The organism is Gammaproteobacteria bacterium, from assembly GCA_013816845.1.
Taxonomy (GTDB): Bacteria; Pseudomonadota; Gammaproteobacteria; order DSM-16500; family DSM-16500; genus Aquicella.
In genome coordinates, this window is the sequence record JACDDU010000003.1 from 278,456 (window position 1) to 296,746 (window position 18,291).

At 41.6% G+C, this 18,291-nt stretch carries 16 protein-coding genes; 7 read left to right on the forward strand and 9 right to left on the reverse strand.

What is annotated here, in order from left to right; genetic code table 11:
* Nucleotides 1-20 precede the first annotated feature (20 nt).
* Both gcvPA and gcvPB read left to right on the forward strand, forming a co-directional pair.
* The gene (gcvPA, locus tag H0W64_07185; GenBank protein MBA3661493.1) at nucleotides 21-1,400 is read left to right on the forward strand and encodes an aminomethyl-transferring glycine dehydrogenase subunit GcvPA; all 1,380 of its coding nucleotides are present in this window, start codon (nucleotides 21-23) and stop codon (nucleotides 1,398-1,400) included.
* The gene (gene gcvPB / locus H0W64_07190) at nucleotides 1,388-2,848 is read left to right on the forward strand and encodes an aminomethyl-transferring glycine dehydrogenase subunit GcvPB (GenBank protein MBA3661494.1); all 1,461 of its coding nucleotides are present in this window, start codon (nucleotides 1,388-1,390) and stop codon (nucleotides 2,846-2,848) included. The genes gcvPA and gcvPB overlap by 13 nt, the downstream gene beginning before the upstream one ends.
* Nucleotides 2,849-3,236: 388 nt before the next feature.
* Here the strand turns inward: gcvPB and gloB are convergent, their stop codons facing one another.
* The gene (gloB, locus tag H0W64_07195) at nucleotides 3,237-4,004 is read right to left on the reverse strand and encodes a hydroxyacylglutathione hydrolase (protein MBA3661495.1); all 768 of its coding nucleotides are present in this window, start codon (nucleotides 4,002-4,004) and stop codon (nucleotides 3,237-3,239) included.
* A 95-nt stretch (nucleotides 4,005-4,099) separates the two neighbouring features.
* On the opposite strand from gloB, the gene H0W64_07200 reads away from it, so the two are divergent.
* Nucleotides 4,100-6,313, forward strand: coding sequence for a cation:proton antiporter (locus tag H0W64_07200; protein MBA3661496.1), 2,214 nt, complete (start codon nucleotides 4,100-4,102; stop codon nucleotides 6,311-6,313).
* Nucleotides 6,310-6,858 carry a peptide deformylase gene (def, locus tag H0W64_07205; protein MBA3661497.1) on the forward strand — a complete coding sequence of 183 codons (549 nt, stop codon included), beginning with the start codon at nucleotides 6,310-6,312 and terminating at the stop codon, nucleotides 6,856-6,858. Before H0W64_07200 ends, def begins: the two co-directional genes overlap by 4 nt.
* 139 nt (nucleotides 6,859-6,997) lie before the next feature.
* Here def and typA read toward each other — a convergent pair whose 3' ends face one another.
* The 4 genes from typA to kdsB are packed head-to-tail and all read right to left on the reverse strand — an operon-like array spanning nucleotide 6,998 to nucleotide 10,367.
* A complete protein-coding gene (gene typA, locus H0W64_07210; GenBank protein MBA3661498.1) occupies nucleotides 6,998-8,809 on the reverse strand; it encodes a translational GTPase TypA in 1,812 nt (603 codons plus the stop codon).
* Nucleotides 8,810-8,861: 52 nt separating this feature from the next.
* Nucleotides 8,862-9,212, reverse strand: coding sequence for a PucC family protein (locus H0W64_07215; protein MBA3661499.1), 351 nt, complete (start codon nucleotides 9,210-9,212; stop codon nucleotides 8,862-8,864).
* Between the two features lie 53 nt (nucleotides 9,213-9,265).
* Nucleotides 9,266-9,625, reverse strand: coding sequence for a hypothetical protein (locus tag H0W64_07220; GenBank protein MBA3661500.1), 360 nt, complete (start codon nucleotides 9,623-9,625; stop codon nucleotides 9,266-9,268).
* A gap of 13 nt (nucleotides 9,626-9,638) precedes the next feature.
* A complete protein-coding gene (gene kdsB, locus H0W64_07225) occupies nucleotides 9,639-10,367 on the reverse strand; it encodes a 3-deoxy-manno-octulosonate cytidylyltransferase (GenBank protein ID MBA3661501.1) in 729 nt (242 codons plus the stop codon).
* 307 nt (nucleotides 10,368-10,674) lie between these two features.
* Here kdsB and H0W64_07230 point away from each other — a divergent pair, with 307 nt between their 5' ends.
* Both H0W64_07230 and H0W64_07235 read left to right on the forward strand, forming a co-directional pair.
* The gene (locus H0W64_07230; GenBank protein ID MBA3661502.1) at nucleotides 10,675-11,058 is read left to right on the forward strand and encodes a hypothetical protein; all 384 of its coding nucleotides are present in this window, start codon (nucleotides 10,675-10,677) and stop codon (nucleotides 11,056-11,058) included.
* A gap of 15 nt (nucleotides 11,059-11,073) precedes the next feature.
* Nucleotides 11,074-13,011, forward strand: coding sequence for an APC family permease (locus H0W64_07235; protein MBA3661503.1), 1,938 nt, complete (start codon nucleotides 11,074-11,076; stop codon nucleotides 13,009-13,011).
* 56 nt (nucleotides 13,012-13,067) lie between these two features.
* Here H0W64_07235 and H0W64_07240 read toward each other — a convergent pair whose 3' ends face one another.
* Nucleotides 13,068-13,310, reverse strand: coding sequence for a hypothetical protein (locus tag H0W64_07240; GenBank protein ID MBA3661504.1), 243 nt, complete (start codon nucleotides 13,308-13,310; stop codon nucleotides 13,068-13,070).
* 300 nt (nucleotides 13,311-13,610) lie between these two features.
* Between H0W64_07240 and H0W64_07245 the strand changes: the two genes are divergently transcribed.
* Nucleotides 13,611-14,804 carry a trans-2-enoyl-CoA reductase family protein gene (locus tag H0W64_07245; GenBank protein ID MBA3661505.1) on the forward strand — a complete coding sequence of 398 codons (1,194 nt, stop codon included), beginning with the start codon at nucleotides 13,611-13,613 and terminating at the stop codon, nucleotides 14,802-14,804.
* Between the two features lie 43 nt (nucleotides 14,805-14,847).
* On the opposite strand, the gene H0W64_07250 is transcribed toward H0W64_07245, so the two are convergent.
* The 3 genes from H0W64_07250 to ggt all read right to left on the reverse strand — a co-directional run bounded on the left by H0W64_07250 (nucleotide 14,848) and on the right by ggt (nucleotide 18,219).
* The gene (locus H0W64_07250; GenBank protein ID MBA3661506.1) at nucleotides 14,848-15,327 is read right to left on the reverse strand and encodes a septal ring lytic transglycosylase RlpA family protein; all 480 of its coding nucleotides are present in this window, start codon (nucleotides 15,325-15,327) and stop codon (nucleotides 14,848-14,850) included.
* Nucleotides 15,324-16,202: a lytic murein transglycosylase B gene (gene mltB / locus H0W64_07255; protein MBA3661507.1), complete on the reverse strand. Its 879-nt coding sequence runs from the start codon at nucleotides 16,200-16,202 to the stop codon at nucleotides 15,324-15,326. Before mltB ends, H0W64_07250 begins: the two co-directional genes overlap by 4 nt.
* Nucleotides 16,203-16,503: 301 nt before the next feature.
* Nucleotides 16,504-18,219: a gamma-glutamyltransferase gene (gene ggt / locus H0W64_07260; GenBank protein MBA3661508.1), complete on the reverse strand. Its 1,716-nt coding sequence runs from the start codon at nucleotides 18,217-18,219 to the stop codon at nucleotides 16,504-16,506.
* Between the last annotated feature and the right edge of the window lie 72 nt (nucleotides 18,220-18,291).

Below are 18,291 nucleotides of genomic sequence, written 5' to 3' on the forward strand. Positions count from 1 at the left end.
TTCACTAGCTGGTAATGAGTATGCCTTTTATCCCCCATACGAAAAAAGATGTGCAAGAAATGCTTGCTACTATTGGCATTGATAAAGTCGATACACTTTTTGAAGAAATTCCTAAAAATTTACGCATTGCAAAACTTGACAATGTTTTGGAAGGGTTATCAGAACTCGAACTCAGTCAACAAATGGAAGTGCGAGCTGAAAGCGATGCGCAATTGTTATGTTTTATCGGTGCCGGTGCTTATGAACATTTTATACCAGCGGCGGTTTGGCAAATAGCTACCCGTGGCGAGTTCATGACGGCTTATACACCTTATCAAGCAGAAGCAAGTCAGGGTAGTTTGCAATTAATTTATGAATATCAAACCATGATGGCCAACTTGATGCAGCTGGATGTTTCAAATGCATCATTGTATGAGGGCGCATCAGCGCTTGCTGAAGCTATTTTAATGGCTGCAAGGTTACATAAAAAAGACAAAGTAAAAATATTATTACCACGAACTGTTCATCCACATTATCGCCATACTGTAGAAACAATTGTTAAGCAACAAGCAATCGAATTAATTGAAGTTCCTTATCATAAGACGACAGGTAGAATTGATCTTAATCTATTAGCAAAATTTGCGACTGAAGACGTCGCGGCTTTAGTCATTCCTCAACCTAATTTTTTTGGTGCATTGGAAGCCGTTGATGAACTAACCGATTGGGCACGGGATCATAAAATTTTTTCAATTGGCGTCGTCAATCCTTTAGCAATGACGCTTCTCAAACCCCCGGGTCAATGGGGCACAAATGGTGTTGATATTGCTTGCGGTGAGGGCCAACCGTTGGGTATTCCACTTGCATCGGGCGGACCTTATTATGGATTTCTTTGTTGTAAACAAGCTTTAGTTAGACAAATGCCGGGTCGAATAGTGGGACAAACCGTTGACCTCGATGGTAAACGTGGATTTGTTTTAACACTGCAAGCGCGCGAACAACATATTCGCCGTGGTAAAGCGACTTCTAACATTTGCACTAACCAAGGGTTAATGGTAACTGCTTCAACTATTTTTATGAGTTTAATGGGCGCGAAGGGCTTGCGCCGGCTGGCTGAGCTTTCTCATCAACGTACACGCGAATTAACCGTCATGTTGCAAACCATTCCCGGTGTTCAGCAAGTATTTTCCGCACCCTTCTTTAATGAAGTGGTTTTTAAAATAAATAAACCTGCAAAAGAAGTTTTAGCCGAATTGGCTAAATCTCGAATTCAGGGGGGATACGCTTTAAGCGAAACGTATCCGGAGTTACAAGATTGCATACTCATTGCTGCGACTGAAACAAAAACGTCAGTCGATCTTGCGATGCTGCGCGATCAGCTAGCTCATTTATTAGCAGGAGGAAAGTTAGTATGTCACGGCTAATTTTTGAAGAATCACGCACTGATCGTTATGCTAAAGCCGTTTTGCCTAAAGAACCCGATCAACACTGTTGTGATGATATTCCGGAAGCATTATTGCGAAAGTCCTTGCCAGTTTTACCTGAAGTATCGGAATTACAAGTCGTACGACATTACACCCGATTATCTAACATGAATTTTTCCATCGATACACATTTTTATCCACTCGGTTCTTGCACAATGAAATATAATCCACGCGCTGTGCACGCACTGGCATCGCTGGATGGATTTTTAAAACACCACCCTCTGTCTCTCGAAGAGCATAGCCAAGGATTCATGGCTTGCACTTATGAGTTACAAGAAATTTTGCAAGCAGTTACTGGGATGCAAACTGCCTGCTTAACACCGATGGCGGGTGCGCAAGGGGAGTTTGTCGGTGTTGCCATGATTCGGGCTTATCATCAAAGTCGTGGTGACCTTCTTCGCGATGAAATTTTAGTCCCCGATGCGGCGCATGGTACCAATCCCGCATCTGCGGTGCAGTGTGGTTATAAAATTCATGAAATTCCTACGGATCATGAAGGAAATGTAGATTTAACGGCTTTAAAAGCTGCCGTTGGACCAAAGACCGCCGGTATTATGTTGACCAATCCTTCAACGTTAGGTGTGTTCGAACAGCAGATTGAAGAGATTGCTCGTATCGTTCATACAGCTGGCGGTATGCTTTACTACGATGGAGCAAATTTTAATGCCATTTTAGGAAAAGTCCGTCCGGGCGACATGGGATTTGATGTAGTGCATCTTAATTTACATAAAACTTTTGCAACGCCGCACGGTGGCGGTGGTCCTGGCAGTGGACCCGTTGTAGCTAACCAGCGCTTAACACCTTTTCTTCCTATACCTCGTGTAGCTAAAACTGAATCGGGGTTTCGTTGGCTAACGCTTGCTGACTGCCCACAAAGTATAGGACGGCTATCTGCGTTTATGGGGAATGCAGGCATCATTTTGCGCGCTTATTTTTATGCCCGTTTACTTGGTAAAGAAGGGATGCAACGGGTTTCCGAATTTGCGACATTGAATGCAAATTATTTACAAGAACGTTTACGGTCCGCCGGGTTCACGCTTGCCTACCCTACTCGCCGAGCAAGCCATGAATTTATTGTCACGTTAAAGAAAGAATCTAAATCACTCAACATTACGGCTCTTGATGTTGCCAAACGTTTATTAGATTACGGCTTTCATGCGCCCACGATGTATTTCCCGCTCTTAGTTCCCGAATGCTTACTGATTGAACCCACTGAAACGGAAACCAAAGAAGCCTTAGATGCTTTTGCAGATGCCCTTATTGCCATTTACGCTGAAGCAAAAAAAGATCCCACTCTACTTAAGGGCGCTCCCTACACGCTTCCTGTTAAACGTTTAGATGATGTAAAGGCCGCAAGAGAACTTAATCTAATCTGGCGAGGAAAATAATTTAGATTCCATTTCCATCCACAAAAAAGTAGCTCGCCACATTTCATTTCGCAAAGGCATGTTGATGTGATGGTCCTGGGTTACGCGCTTCGCGCGTCCCCAGGCTGTACATTACCACGGAAATAGTATGGGAACAGTAGCCCGGGGAACGCGTAGCGCGTAACACGGGAAACCCTCACATCCTCACACACCTTAAAACCTTTACAGTCCCACAACACTTTAACGTAAACCCCGATGATCCATCCACTCATCAAGCCGCACCCAAGGCGAACTCCCCCATCATCTGCAACCCGTGCTTCTGGTCGATCATCAAGCCAACAATGTCACGCAATGTTCACTCTAAACAAATGATGGATTTGTGCTGAAAGACAGTATCTACTTTTATTCATTAAAAATTATCTTTCCATTTACGTAGCCAGGTGAATACTTCGAGCGGGGTATTCAATTTTTCGCCTGCGTAATCTTCAACATTTTTTATCAACTCAGATACATCGCATCGGAAAAAAGGGTTGGTTGCTTTCTCTATTTCGATAGTGCTAGGTAGGGTCGGTAAATTTTGGGCACGTAATGCATCAACTGCGAGAATGCGTCTTTGAATCGCATGGTTGCTTGGTTCGACCGTGTGGGCAAATCGTAAGTTTGCTTGGGTGTATTCATGCGCGCAATACACAGCGGTTGCATCCGGTAAATTTTTAAATTGTTCAAGCGCTTTAAACATCATCGCGGCTGTACCTTCAAAAACCCTTCCGCAACCGGCTGAAAATAAAGTATCGCCGCAAAATAACATCCCATCGCCATAATAGGCGATATGATCAAGCGTATGACCGGGTATGGCAATGCATTTAAATTGAAGATGAAAAGCTTTAAATGAAAGCACTTCGTCATCTTGATTACGATGCGTTAATCCTTCAATACTTTCATTGTTAGGTCCATAAACCTCAATACCCTCTGATTTAAAAGCTTTAATACCGTTGGTATGATCCCAATGATGGTGCGTAATTAAAATGGCAACTAAACTAAGTTTTTCAGCTTCCAGAAAATCCTGCACAGGGCCCGCTTCACCTGGGTCCACGATAATCGCTTCTCGCGATTCCTGGTTAATGATCGTCCAAACATAGTTATCTTTTAAGGTGGGAATCGGTGTTATAATTAGCATTTTAATCTCTCTCGATTAGAATCTTAAATTTGTCCTGCAATGGAGTGCAAAAATTTTCCCCAAAAAATGTTAAATGTTAATACTGGAACTTTGATATGCATTCATTAGCTCCACTTATTTATGACTTAACCATTATGCTTTGCGTAGCAAGTATTGTGGCGCTTGTCTTTCAACGTATAAAGCAACCTGTGGTATTGGGCTATTTAATTGCAGGGATGATAGTTGGACCTTACACACCGCCCCATGCTCTCGTCAACGATATTCCTAATATTCAAATCCTTTCAGAGTTGGGGGTTATTTTCCTCATGTTTTCATTAGGATTAGAATTTAGTTTTCAAAAATTAACTCGGGTTGGATTTTCTGCATCCGTTACGGGGACGCTTGAAGTCGTTTTAATGATGACAATAGGATATTTCGCGGGCCGTAGTATCGATTGGTCCGTTTATAATAGTTTATTCCTCGGTGCTGCACTTTCAATTTCTTCAACCACAATCATCATTAAAGCCATTGAAGAATTAAAACTCAAAACTAAACGTTTTGCTGAATTGATTTTTGGTATTTTAATTGTCGAAGATTTACTCGCTATTTTATTACTCGTTGCGTTAACAACCATCGTTACGACGCAAAACTTTTTTTCTCTCGACATGATTAACGCAGTCATTCGTCTTATTTTAGTGGTGGGTGGATGGTTTATTGTCGGTTATTTTTTAGTCCCGCCACTTTTTAGCCGCTTAGCGCAATACATCAATGAAGAAACGTTGACGCTTCTTTCTGTCGCTTTTTGTTTATTTTTAGTTTGTCTTGCTGCAACTTTTAATTATTCAGAAGCGTTAGGCGCATTTATCATGGGTTCAATTCTTGCTGAAACCAAATTAATTTATCGAATCCAAAAATTAATCAAACCTATTCGCGATATTTTTGCAGCGGTCTTTTTTGTTTCTATCGGCATGTTAATTGATCCCCGCATCATTATTAATCATTGGCAATTAGTGCTTTATATTTCTGTACTCACCATTATTGGAAAATTTATAAGTACAACGTGTTCAGCATTGTTAACGGGACAAAGTTTTAAAACATCGATTCGGGTGGGTTCCAGTATGGCTCAGATTGGTGAATTTTCCTTTATTATCATTGCCCTTGGTGCAACGCTTGGTGTCACCAATAAAATCATTTATCCCATTATTGTTGCAGTGTCTGGGTTAACCACTTTTACAACGCCTTACTTAATTCGCGCTTCCAGCCGCTTAAGTACGCTACTAGAAAACAAGCTACCTGAGCGGATTCAATATTTTTTAGTGCGTTACGGTTCCTGGATGTATCGCATGCAATTAACCGCTTCAAAAAAGCATATGCTACGTGCTGTTGTAACGCGGCTTATCATTAATAGCATCATTATCACGCTTATTTTTACACTAACGCACTATGTTATCTTTCATAATCTCGCTTTATGGCCAGAAAATAATTGGCTGGCTAATGCTTCATTACTATTGGTTGCATTACTTCTTTCGTCGCCTTTTATTTGGGGGATGTTATTTTCAACCAAAGGCATCGCGCTAACTGAAGATGACATGGATAACTTACAAGTCACGATGTTTTTTATCTGGTTTACAACCTTAACGCTTATCGCGATATTAAGTATTGTCTTTTTTAATACATGGCTGACCTTAATTTTATTATTTATCGTTTCTGTCTTATTTTTTGTTTATTTTTTTCGAAAAATGGAAACATCCTATCGTTGGTTTGAAGGGCGGCTTTTAGATAATATCCGCACTGAACCCAATGTTTTGCAAGAGCGATATAATGTTCTTGCCCCCTGGGAAACGCATTTAGTTGAAATGCAAGTGAACAGCAACTCTAACTTTGCAGGATTAACTTTAGCGCAATCTCAACTACGTCAACGGTTTGGCGTCAATGTGGTGGCAATCTGTCGGCATGATTCAATTTTTGTATCGCCCCGTGGAGAAAACGAATTGTTAGCGCAAGATATTATTGTGGTCCTTGGTAATGATGAGCAAATTGAAGCCCTTAAGAAAGAGATTGAGCCACCTATTCAAACCAATCCGCCTAAACGTTTGTTAGATAATTTTGTATTAAAGGGTATCCTTCTGACATCGGGTCATTCATTTATTAATTTGACGATTCGCGATGCAATGATTCGTGAAAAAATTAATGGTTTAGTCGTGGGACTTGAGCGAAAACGGATTCGCGTTTTAAATCCTGATCCAGAAACCATTTTGAAAGAACAAGATTTACTGTTGGTTGTGGGTGAACGCGATAAATTAAAACACTTTCTCGAGACAAAATCATGACACAAACAATTATACAAACGGGCGATCCTGTATTACGAGAACTTGCGCGTCCCGTGGATAAAGTTGAAATCCTTTCCGCGCCTATGCAATGTTTAATTCAAGCCATGAAAGAAACCATGTGGGCAGCGCCAGGTGTAGGACTTGCCGCTCCTCAGATTGGTGAATCATTACAAATTATCGTCATCGAAGATAAGAAAGAATATCACCAGGGTGCAACACAGGAGCAGTTGCAAGCTCGTGAACGCTTTCCTGTTCCTCTTCACGTTATCATCAACCCTGTTTTAACTATTGAGTCAGCTGAGTATGTACAATTTTATGAAGGATGCTTAAGTGTTAAAGATTTCGTTGGTATGGTGCCGCGAGCACGTAATGTTAAAGTGGAAGGGTTAAATGAAAAAGGTGAACCCATAACGATTCGTGCTTATGGGTGGTACGCAAGAATTTTGCAACATGAATTCGATCATTTACAAGGCATGTTGTATGTTGATCGCATGGATACGCGCACCTTTTCTACGATGGAAAATTATTTTATGAATTGTCCATAAAGGAAATGAGAGTAATCGTAGAGCGTTTGAGAAGTTAACTAAACAATACATTTGTATGAATTGAAGTTTTAAAGATTTATGCTTGAAGTAACAAGCTTAAAAAACGGGACTACTCAAACCTAAGTAGTCCCTTTAAATCTCAACTCCGATCAGCGCGCTTGCGTTCGTGTTCTTTTAAAAACTTTTTACGTAAACGAATTGAGCTTGGGGTTACTTCGACAAGTTCATCGTCATCAATAAATTCGAGACCTTGTTCGAGAGAAAAGCGAATGTAGGGTGTTAAAATAATATTTTCATCAGACCCTGAAGCACGAATGTTAGTAAGCTGCTTTGCTTTGCAAACATTGACGACTAAATCATTATCGCGTGTGTGAATACCAACGATCATGCCTTCGTAAACCTCGGTTTGCGGCGGGATTAGCATACGACCCCGTTCTTGCAAATTAAAAAGTGAATAAGCGAGTGCAGTGCCTTGTTGGTTAGCAATGAGCACGCCACTTTGACGGTGCTGGATTTCGCCTTTAGCAGCTACCCCATAATGGCTGAACACGTGATGCATAATGCCTGTGCCGGAAGTTAAGGTTAGAAAGTCAGTATGAAAGCCAATCAGCGCTCGTGAAGGAATAATATATTCAAGACGAGTGCGACCTTTATCGTCGGATAACATTTGTTTTAAATCGCCGCGACGACTACCGAGTTTTTCCATGATTGTGCCTTGGAATTCGCCGGGAAGATCGATGATCAAATGTTCATACGGTTCGTGAACTTCACCATCTACAATTTTGGTGATGACTTCAGGGCGAGATACGGCTAATTCATAACCCTCACGACGCATATTCTCAATCAAGATGGATAAGTGTAATTCTCCCCGCCCTGAAACCTTAAATTTATCAGGATCATTGGTATCTTCAACGCGCAAGGCAACGTTATGCAGTAATTCTTGATAAAGTCGTTCCCGGATTTTTCGACTGGTTACAAACTTACCCTCTTTACCAGCAAAGGGGGAAGTGTTCACTTGGAACGTCATTGAAACGGTCGGTTCATCAACGACCAGCGGTGGAAGAGCTTCCACTTGATTGGGATCGCATAAGGTATCGGAAATTTTTAAAGCATCGACCCCCGTAATAGCAACGATATCACCGGCAGCTGCTTCGCTCACTTCACTACGATCTAATCCTAGGTATTCCAACACTTGTAAAATTCGTCCGGAGCGGGTTTGACCCTCACGATTAATAATGGTTACTGGCATATTAGTTCGCGCACGACCCCGTGTGATGCGGCCAATACCAATCATGCCGACATAACTTGAATAATCGAGGGTACTGATTTGCATTTGAAACGGACCGTCGAGATTAACATTAGGTGGCGGCACGCGTGTTACGATCGTTTCTAGTAAAGGGTCCATATCGGTGCTAGGTTGATTGAGGTCAAGCGTTGCATAACCAAGTAACGCAGAGGCATAGACCACGGGAAAGTCTAACTGACGATCATTAGCGCCCAAATTATCGAAGAGATCAAAGACTTGATCCATAACCCAGTGCGGTCTTGCGCCAGGGCGGTCAATTTTATTGATGACGACAATCGGGTTTAAACCTTGATCAAACGCTTTTTGTGTGACAAATCGTGTTTGCGGCATCGGGCCATCTACAGCATCAACGAGCAAAAGGACCGAATCAACCATCGAGAGGATTCGTTCAACTTCACCACCAAAATCAGCGTGGCCTGGCGTATCAACAATATTAATGCGGAAGTCACCCCAGCGAATGGCAGTGTTCTTGGCTAAAATAGTAATCCCACGCTCCCGCTCTAAGTCATTGGAATCCATAATTCTTTCAGTCGAATTATTTTTTTTAGAGAGACTTGCAGTTTGTTGAAGAAGCTTGTCTACCAATGTTGTTTTGCCATGATCAACATGGGCAATAATTGCTATATTTCTTAATTTTTCAGCCACAACTGTACTCGTTTTTAAGGGGTTGCTTATCTTACCTGGACCACCGATTTTTTCAACCTTCTTTGGTCAATGAAGTCAAAAAAGGTACAAGTAGCAAGCAGAAAAGGGCAGCGACAACGGAAATAGCACCATTGATGAGGAAGGCATGCGTATAAATCCCTAACGGATGGGTGAGGGAAGTATTCACCGGGTTGGCAGCGAAATTGGCTAAGTATCCCCCAATAGAAAATGAAGCAGCCTGGGCTAAAAACCAAATACCCATCATCATGCCGACATATTTTTTTGGGCTGAGCACCGTAATCATCGCCAAACCAATCGGAGAAATAAGTAATTCACCTGTCGTTTGAAATAAATAACTCGCACACAACCACCAGGGCGAAATCATTCGCTGTATAAAGTTCACCAACGATCCGGAAACATTCGGTTTGAATAAACCATTGGCACAGATGATTAAGCTTAAGCCCAAGAAAAGATGGTTTGATGCGCGAAGAAGCAGCAGCTGTAGCCTGCAATAAATAACAAGCCTCCCAAAGTAATGGCGCGTTCAAAGCCAATGTACTTATCTGCAATATAACCACCGAGGGTGGGTGTTAAATAAAGTAAGGCGCTGAAGGCGGCATATAACAAATTTGCATCATGCTCTTGAAGCTGCAACTGTTTTGTCATGTATAAGATAATGAGCGCTTGCAACGTATAAAGGCCAAAACGTTCCCGCAATTCTGTAAAAAATAATAAGTAGAGCCCTCTGCGTTGGCTAAGAGGATAGGTGGTGGGATGAGCTGCGAGGAGTTGAGATAACGAGTGTTCGGAATCCATCGATACGTTTCTCTTAAACTACATAATTAAATTGCTGTGCGAGCGCATACTCCTCAGGGGTATTAATTTCAAGAGTCTTATCGGCTACCACACAAACCCGAATATTGTAACCATGTTCCAGCACGCGCAACTGTTCTAAGCTTTCTGCTTTTTCAAGTTCAGTGGGGGACAGATGGGGATAAAGCATTAAGAAATCGCGTCTGAAAGCATACACACCCATATGATTATAAACGGGAGGATTATCTGTTTTTAATTGTTGATAGGGAATGGGCGAGCGTGAAAAATAAAGTGCATTGTTTTTTAAATTCGTGATGACTTTCACCGCGCCCGGATGATGATAGCGCTCTTGCATTAACGGATAAGCAAGCGTTGACATCGTGGTTTTTTCATCTTCAAAAAAAGGTGCAACGAGCGTATCTAACATGTAAGGCTGGATAAAGGGCTCATCACCTTGCAAATTAATGATGACATCCATTTCTGGATAAGAGGCAGCCACTTGCGCGACTCGTTCAGAGCCTGTCGGAATGGCAGAATCGGTCATATGAACTTTTCCACCGATATTACGAATCACGTCCGCAATTTCTTCACTATCGGTTGCGACAATGACATCGGTTAAACAAGATGCACGCAATGCGTTTTCATACGTCCACTGCACCATCGGTTTGCCTTGAATAGGGAGTAATGCTTTCCGCGGCAATCGGGTCGAGTGAAGTCTGCTGGGAATAACACAAAGGATATTCATCGCTACGCCTTACTTTGGGAAGGTCCAGATCATACTGAATAAATGCTTGGGTAGCAATGAAGGGGTTAAAGCGCTGGGATAAGGTTGCAAATATTCTTAAGTTACACTGCTGGGCTGCACTATTAAGGCTTGCAGCTTCCTTTTTATAGTGCTAACCCCAGAGCACGAAGCTTATCAGGGTGCATTTGTAAGTGTAACGATACCAAGCTAAGCCTATGGGCAAGGAAATTGCTTCATTTCGCTAATTTCACCCTCAAGGTGAGTTAGGTATATACTACTTCAGTTTAATAAAAAGGAAGTTTTATTAATGCTAAATTCGAAATGGATGTTTCTATTTGTTATTGCGCCAACACTTACATATGCAAATATTGATATTCAAAAATTGCCGACATCACCCTTATTAGCAGGCACCAAAGTTGTTGCAGGCGATATGAGTCAAAATGAATTTTTCATTGTAGCCCAAAATGAAAAATTGCCGCCTAACATGGCGCAAAGCAAAAAGCCGCTTGCTCAATCTTCACCACACATTTTACCTATAACCAAAAATTCGCAAGCATCCATCATGACTTTTAAACTTGCACGCTATCGATCGCCACAAAAAAATTCTCCAATCCTTGCCAAAAATACAAAATCTTTCACCTCCTTGTTAAAGCAAAACAAAAATGTGGCACTTGCTTTTAAGACACCTTAATCAATAGAGGTCTTCATGTTTTCTAGTTTTCGACGTTTTTTATTGGGAGATCCCCTTAATCCCTTAAATCCTAATGCAAGAAAGAATATTTCCTTAATCGCCCTGTTTGCTTGGATTGGGTTAGGAGCTGATGCTCTATCTTCATCATGTTACGGCCCTGAGGAATCCTTCTTGGCTTTGGGGGTGCATGCACCGCTTGCGTTATATGTCATGGGCATCATGGTGGTGACCATTTTTATTATTTCTTTTGGCTACAACCAAGTGATTGAACTTTTCCCCAGTGGTGGGGGTGGATATAAAGTTGCAAGTCGCTTACTGCATCCTTACGTGGGTTTAGTTTCAGGCGCAGCTCTTTTGGTTGATTATGTTTTGACAATTGCAGTTTCAATCGCGAGTGGCACGGATGCAATTTTTAGCTTTCTTCCTGTCACTATGGTTCCTTATAAATTATATGTGGAAGCAGGTGCTATTTTTCTCTTGTTGGTGATGAATTTAAGAGGTCTTAAGGAAGTTATTCGGATTCTGCTGCCCATATTTATCGGGTTTGTTGTGGTCCATTTTATCTTAATTGTTTATGGTATCGCAGCCCATTCCAAAGGACTTCCTACGGTGGTTCCTGCAACGATTCAAGAAACCTCTCAATTTGCCCAAGCTGTAGGTTGGATTTCGGTGCTTGGGCTCATTCTTCACTCTTACAGTTTAGGCGCAGGTACTTATACGGGTCTTGAAGCAGTTTCCAATAATGTCCAACGTTTGGCTGAGCCCCGTGTGAAAACCGGTAAACGCACTATGCTCTACATGGCCATTTCATTAAGTTTTACAGCAGGTGGTTTAATTCTCTTATATTTATTGTGGGATGCACATCCCGTACCAGGCATGACTTTAAATGCGGTCGTGTTTCATTCTATTTTGGGGGATAGTTCTTTTGGACATGCTGCTTTAATCATTACTTTAGCACTAGAAGCGGGACTACTTTTTCTAGCCGCAAATTCCGGTTTTGCTGCGGGGCCGAGTGTCCTTGCTAATTTAGCCGTGGATGGATGGGTACCCAATCGTTTTAGGCATTTATCCAATCGCTTAGTTATACAAAATGGATTAATTCTTTACGGGTTTGCTGCCGCGGGCGTTTTATATATTACTTCTGGTAAGGTTTCCGTTTTAGTGGTTCTCTATAGTATTAATGTTTTTATCACCTTCTCTTTAGCGTTGTTGGGTATCTCCGTTTATTGGATTAAGCATCGTGTAACGCCTGCATGGAAATGGCATTTTTTATTTTCAATCTTTGCTTGTTTAGTAACGACAAGTATCTTATGCGTCACCCTTTTTTATAAATTTGCAGCAGGCGGATGGTTAACGATCCTTCTAACTTCTTCCCTTGTGGTGATCTGTATCGGTGTTAAAAGTCATTATCAATATGTAGCCAATAAGTTAGAAGCTCATAGCAAAATTTTAATCCAGCCTCTAGTCGAAAAACATAGTCCGCCGTTTGCAATCGATCCAACGCAACCAACCGCTATCATTTTTGTCAATCATATAGGGGTTGGTATACACACCTTGCTCTCCATCTTTCGATTGTTTCCCAATCAATTTAAAAATTTTATATTTTTAAGTGCAGGCGCGGTTGATGTAGAAAGCTTTAGTGCAGATAGTGAAATTGAAACCATGCAAACACACGTCAACCAATTGCTGGACTACTTTGTGCGTTTCTGTCAGCAGAATGGTTATCCTGCAGAAGGGTATGCGTTATTTGGGACTGATGCAGTAGAAGAGTTAAAGAAGCTCATTGATACAGTTGATTTGAAGTATCCCAATGCTATTTACTTCACAAGCCAGCTCGTTTTTCGAAAGGAAAATATGGTTACCCGACTCTTGCATAACCAAACCCCATTAATTTTACAGCATTATTTACATTTCAGAGGGCGAGAATTAATGATTTTACCAATGCGAATATAGTGCGGAAATACAAATAAAAAAGGGGCTATCAAGCCCCTTTTATTTAATGGGCTAATTTACATCATTGCTTTTTTTGCAGAACGTTTCTTACGAGCGCCGCCTCGTTTTTTAGCAGGCGATTTTTTAACGGAGGATTTCTTAGATCTTTTTGCAGTGGATCGTTTCTTAGCTTTTCTTACACCAGTTTTTTTAGCTTTGGTGCCTTTAGCAGATCGTGTTGCAGTTTTAGCTCTGCCGCGGGTGGATTTTTTACGTGCTGCTGTTGAAGATTTTTTCTTCGCGCTTCTTGCTTTTGCCATGACAGTTTTCCTTTCTATTGTTAACAATGAATAAATTTAACATTAGCACTCGTAAAAGTATAGAACTATTAGGGAAATTACTAAGTAGAGACAGTAGGTTATCTAAAAATTACAGACGCATTACTCGTATGAAGTGTGTAAAGTTTTAGGAGAAGTACTAATATCGGCGCTAAAACTATAAATTCATTCTTTATGATATTTTTCATGATGATGATAAAAGCGGTCGCAATTTAATTTTTTTTCTCGATCGATGTTGGTAGACTGTGCGGAACTTTGATAAGCAATTTTTCGGGAAAAACGATGATCATACAACCAAAAATACGAGGTTTTATTTGTGCCACCGCGCATCCAGAAGGATGCCTTCGAGCTGTTCGAAACCAAATGAATTATGTACTAGAGCAAGGTGAGTTACGTGGACCAAGAAATGTTTTAGTAATCGGTGCGTCGACCGGTTATGGATTAGCAAGTCGCATTGTTGCAACATTTGCATCCCATGCAAAAACAATTGGTGTGTTTTTTGAACGTGCAGCTGATGAAAAAAGAACGGCTTCTCCAGGTTGGTATAACTCAGCTGCGTTTGAAAGCGTAGCACATGATGCTGGCTTCTATGCAAAGAGTATTAACGGCGATGCTTTTTCACGTGATGTTAAAGAGCAAACAGCTGATCTCATTGCTAAAGATCTTCAACAAGTTGATTTGATTATTTATTCAGTTGCGTCACCAAGACGAACGCACCCGGATAGTGGTATTACTTTTTCTTCAACGTTGAAACCCATCGGACAAGTTTTCCAAGGAAAAACAGTGGATGCATTTCGAGGTGAAATTAAAGACGTTAAGATTGAGCCTGCCAATGAAAAAGAGATCGAGGACACGATTGCGGTGATGGGGGGTGAAGATTGGGCAATGTGGATTGATTATCTGCTTGAACGTAATTTATTGGCCCACGGTGCGCAAACGATTGCTTACTCTTACATCGGGCCCGAATTAACCCATGCTATTTATAAGGATGGAACGATAGGTCAGGCCAAAAAGGATTTGAAAAATACAGCTGATCAATTAAATCAACGTTTACAATCCATTGGAGGTTCGGCTTCCGTTTCAGTCAATAAAGCTGTAGTGACGCAAGCAAGTGCGGCAATTCCTGTTGTACCTCTTTATATTTCGATTTTATTTAAATTGATGAAAGAAGCTGGCACCCATGAAGGTTGTGTAGAACAAATCTATCGTCTCTTTAAAGATTATTTGTATGCAACGTATCCATTACAACGCGATCGCGATGGTTATATCCGCATTGATGATTTAGAAATGGATCCGAAGCTTCAACAACAAGTTGCTGGGCTGTGGACGCAAATCAATAGTGATAATGTCAATACACTTACAGACATTGAAGGTTATCGCTCAGATTTTTATGAGTTATTTGGATTTAATTTCTCTGACGTTAACTATGAACAAGATGTTAACCCTGATGTAAAAATCACATCGATCACTTCATAAATTAGTGCCTTGATTAAGCTAACTTGATCAAGGCACCTTTTTTTTATCCCAATGCTTTCACAGTGACCGGGGCAACACCTTGACCGACCATACCTAGTTGCTTAGCTGCACCGTAAGAGAGATCAATTAAACGATTAGAGATGAAGGGTCCGCGATCGTTGACTGTCACAACAATTTTTTTACCATTTTTAAGATTAGTCACTTGCACTTTAGTTGGCAGCGGCAATGTTTTATGTGCAGCAGTCAACTTATACATATTAAAGCGTTCACCGCTCGAAGTTTTTTTACGATGGAAGTCACGGCCATACCAGGAAGCAAATCCTTTTTCCTCATACTGATGGCTTGAACGCATAACATGGTAACGCTTACCAAAAACTTGATAAGTGGATTTAGAGTCGACAGCTTTTTTTATCTTTTCGTTTTTAGCAACAACTTCAGTTTTTTGGATAGAAATGGGCTGAGTGTGATGGGTACAACTTGTTGTAAGAAGTAGAACTAAAACTGGAAATGCTAATCTGATCATGAAGAAACCCTCTCTCGTTCGACAGCAAGATAATGGCTTAATTGGAAAATGGCCATTGCATAAAGCTCACTGTGGTTATAACGTTTAATAACGTCGAAGTTATAAAATCCATGCCAATATTCATTTCCATAATTCGTTTGCAAAATAATAAATCGTGGATCCCGAGTAGGGGGGACCGTCATTTGCAAGGCTGCACTTTCAAGCATTTCAAAAAGAGAAATACTTTTGGGCTTGGTTAAACCCAGCTGATATTTTCCTCCGCGCATTGAAATGGGCATAGCAATGGGTTGATTTTTTTCCCAGCCATTTTGATGGTAATAATTGGCCACACTGCCAATAACATCGTCGACATTGTTGGTTAAATCTATTTTGGTATGACCAGAAAAATTCACTGCATAATGTCGAAAGCTACTAGGCATAAATTGCGGCTGACCGATGGCGCCCGCATAGGATCCTAAGATGGTTTCGGGGGAAAGATTTTGTTCACGCGCGAGCAATAAGAAAGCTTCTAATTCATTGCGAAAGAATGTGCGACGTTTACCCTCAGGTGCAAAAGCAAGATTAACTAAGGCATCGAGGACGCAATATTTACCGACAGTTTCCCCATATTTACTCTCCACTCCGATTGTTGCCACAATAATATTAGCAGGTACCCCATACCGAGCTTCAGCGCGCGCTAAAGTTGCTGCATGGGCTTGCCAAAAAGCTAGTCCTTTTGCGATACGGAGTTCGGATACATATAATTTTCGATACAAACTCCATGGTTTACGTTCCAAGGGATATTTCATTTTTGATAAAATTTGCGGTCGGGGTTTAACGGTAGTAAACAATTGCGTTAAAAATTTACTTTTAAAGCCGTGTTTCTTGACCATCATCTTAATGAACAATTTCACGTCCGATTGTTTAACGAAAGGCGTTGCGTCTGGGTTTGACCTTGATAAGGTTGCCGCGAAACTCGGCGTAAAAGAAAAAATTATCAATAGGATGACAAGAAAACGAAGTAATTTTTTGAACATCAGCGGTGGCGATTCTTTGATAATGGAGGGAGGATTTTAGCATTTTATTGCTGAGGGCAAAACCCGCTACCTTCGTCCCTTTTGCGATCAGTTGCAAACATCGCCGCCAAGCCCAAATGCAAATTATCTTGCCGTCGCTTGGTAAGCGCGCGCCATTCAATCAAGGAAGCGTTACCCTTGCACTTCCCCCATCGGGTCTTCTACGATCGACGCCGGGAAATACTTGATGCGTTTTAGGGTCGACGTAAATAGCTTCCACTGCTCCCCAGGGCGCTTCGGTTATGAATTGATAACCCCGCCATTCCAGTTGTTTTTGAATGAAAGTCGTGAATGCAAAGGGTTCAAGGAATACTTGCGAAGGATAACCTTGAAAATGAAAGCGGGGGGCGTTGACTGCTTGATCAATGGTAAGACCATCATTCAAAACATGGAGTAAAGCTAAAAGCACAGAAGTAATAATGCGTGGTCCACCCGGACTGCCAATCACTAAGAAAAGTTTATTATTTTTGAGCACGATAGTCGGCGTCATTGAGCTTAAAGGACGCTTACCCGGTTGAATGCGGTTCAAATTGGATTGAAGTAAACCAAATTGATTGGCAATATTGCGACCGGCCGAGAAGTCATCCATTTCATCATTGAGAAAAAATCCTGTGTTTCCAGCTATGACCCCTGCACCATAACGACCATTTAATGTATAGGTGACTGAAGCTGCATTACCTTTCGTATCAACCACACTATAGTGCGTTGTTTCTGGGTGTTCGGATGCAAATGGTAAGGAGAGCGCAGGTCGATTGATTTGCTGCTCAATGTCGAAAGCGACCGTTGCGCCATATTGTTTAGAAATGAATTGCTCAAAAGGTGATGCGACGAAATCGGGATCACCCAATTTATTTCGATCATGAAATCCATAGCGCATCGCTTCAATCGTGTATTGCAGCGTTTTATAAGAATGAAAACCTAATTGCTGCAGCGGAAAGTTTGCGAGGATTTGTAACATTTCACAAAGTACGATCCCACCTGAAGAGGGTAAGGGGGCGGTGATTAGGGTATAACCGCGGTATTGACAGGTGAGAGGCGATTTTAATTGAATCGTATAGCGAGCAAAATCAGCAAGCGTTAACAATCCGCCATGTGTTTTACTGGCTGCAACAACAGCTTGCGCTATTTCGCCTTGGTAAAAAACCAGAGGACCTTGCTTTGCAATGAGCGTGAGGGTTCGACCAAGATTGGTTTGACGTAGACATTCACCTGCGAGATAAGGCTGCCCTTTGTTTAAAAAAATGGCTGCAATATTAGGTTGGCCGCGAAAAAAAGTGACATCGTTTTTAAATTGCTGAGCAAGGTCAGGCGTTACTGCAAAGCCTTCTGTTGCCAAGCGAATGGCCGGCTGCATCACAACGCTACGCGGCAGTGTGCCGTACAGTGTCAGTGCCGTATCGAGGCCGAGAACCGTTCCTGGCACTGCTACGGCAAGATAACCTTGCGTTGCGAGAGCCGGTCGTACCTTGCCTTTCGGATCCACAAACATGTCCGCATGCGCTGCAAGCGGTGCTTGTTCACGAAAATTGATAAATACATTCTTATTCCCAGCTAAGTGGATAGTCATAAAACCGCCCCCACCAATATTTCCCGAAGCAGGCGCAACGACTGCTAACGCATAACCCACCGCCACTGCCGCATCGATTGCATTACCGCCTTTTTTCAACATTGCGGCCCCCGCAGCCGATGCAAGTTGGTGTTCACTTACTACTAATCCTTCGGTAGCATTTGCGATAATCGGCGTATGAATAAGGAAGGCGAAGAGATAAAGCAAAGACCATAGGGCTTTACCCATCCTATTTGCTTGTAAATTTTTGGATGAAAATAGCTTTGGCATAGAATCACTATACGCGAAGTTTATTCAATTTGACTTAAGTAGAACAAATGGTCAAAGCCCCACGATCTTGTT

Coding starts and splice junctions, on each gene's coding strand:
- gcvPB (MBA3661494.1), top strand. CDS start 1,388: ATGTCACGGCTAATTTTTGAAGAATCACGCACTGATCGTTATGCTAAA.
- ggt (MBA3661508.1), bottom strand. CDS start 18,219: ATGCCAAAGCTATTTTCATCCAAAAATTTACAAGCAAATAGGATGGGT.
- H0W64_07200 (MBA3661496.1), top strand. CDS start 4,100: ATGCATTCATTAGCTCCACTTATTTATGACTTAACCATTATGCTTTGC.
- H0W64_07235 (MBA3661503.1), top strand. CDS start 11,074: ATGTTTTCTAGTTTTCGACGTTTTTTATTGGGAGATCCCCTTAATCCC.
- H0W64_07240 (MBA3661504.1), bottom strand. CDS start 13,310: ATGGCAAAAGCAAGAAGCGCGAAGAAAAAATCTTCAACAGCAGCACGT.
- kdsB (MBA3661501.1), bottom strand. CDS start 10,367: ATGAATATCCTTTGTGTTATTCCCAGCAGACTTCACTCGACCCGATTG.
- def (MBA3661497.1), top strand. CDS start 6,310: ATGACACAAACAATTATACAAACGGGCGATCCTGTATTACGAGAACTT.
- gcvPA (MBA3661493.1), top strand. CDS start 21: ATGCCTTTTATCCCCCATACGAAAAAAGATGTGCAAGAAATGCTTGCT.
- H0W64_07245 (MBA3661505.1), top strand. CDS start 13,611: ATGATCATACAACCAAAAATACGAGGTTTTATTTGTGCCACCGCGCAT.
- H0W64_07220 (MBA3661500.1), bottom strand. CDS start 9,625: ATGGATTCCGAACACTCGTTATCTCAACTCCTCGCAGCTCATCCCACC.
- gloB (MBA3661495.1), bottom strand. CDS start 4,004: ATGCTAATTATAACACCGATTCCCACCTTAAAAGATAACTATGTTTGG.
- mltB (MBA3661507.1), bottom strand. CDS start 16,202: ATGATGGTCAAGAAACACGGCTTTAAAAGTAAATTTTTAACGCAATTG.
- H0W64_07230 (MBA3661502.1), top strand. CDS start 10,675: ATGCTAAATTCGAAATGGATGTTTCTATTTGTTATTGCGCCAACACTT.
- H0W64_07250 (MBA3661506.1), bottom strand. CDS start 15,327: ATGATCAGATTAGCATTTCCAGTTTTAGTTCTACTTCTTACAACAAGT.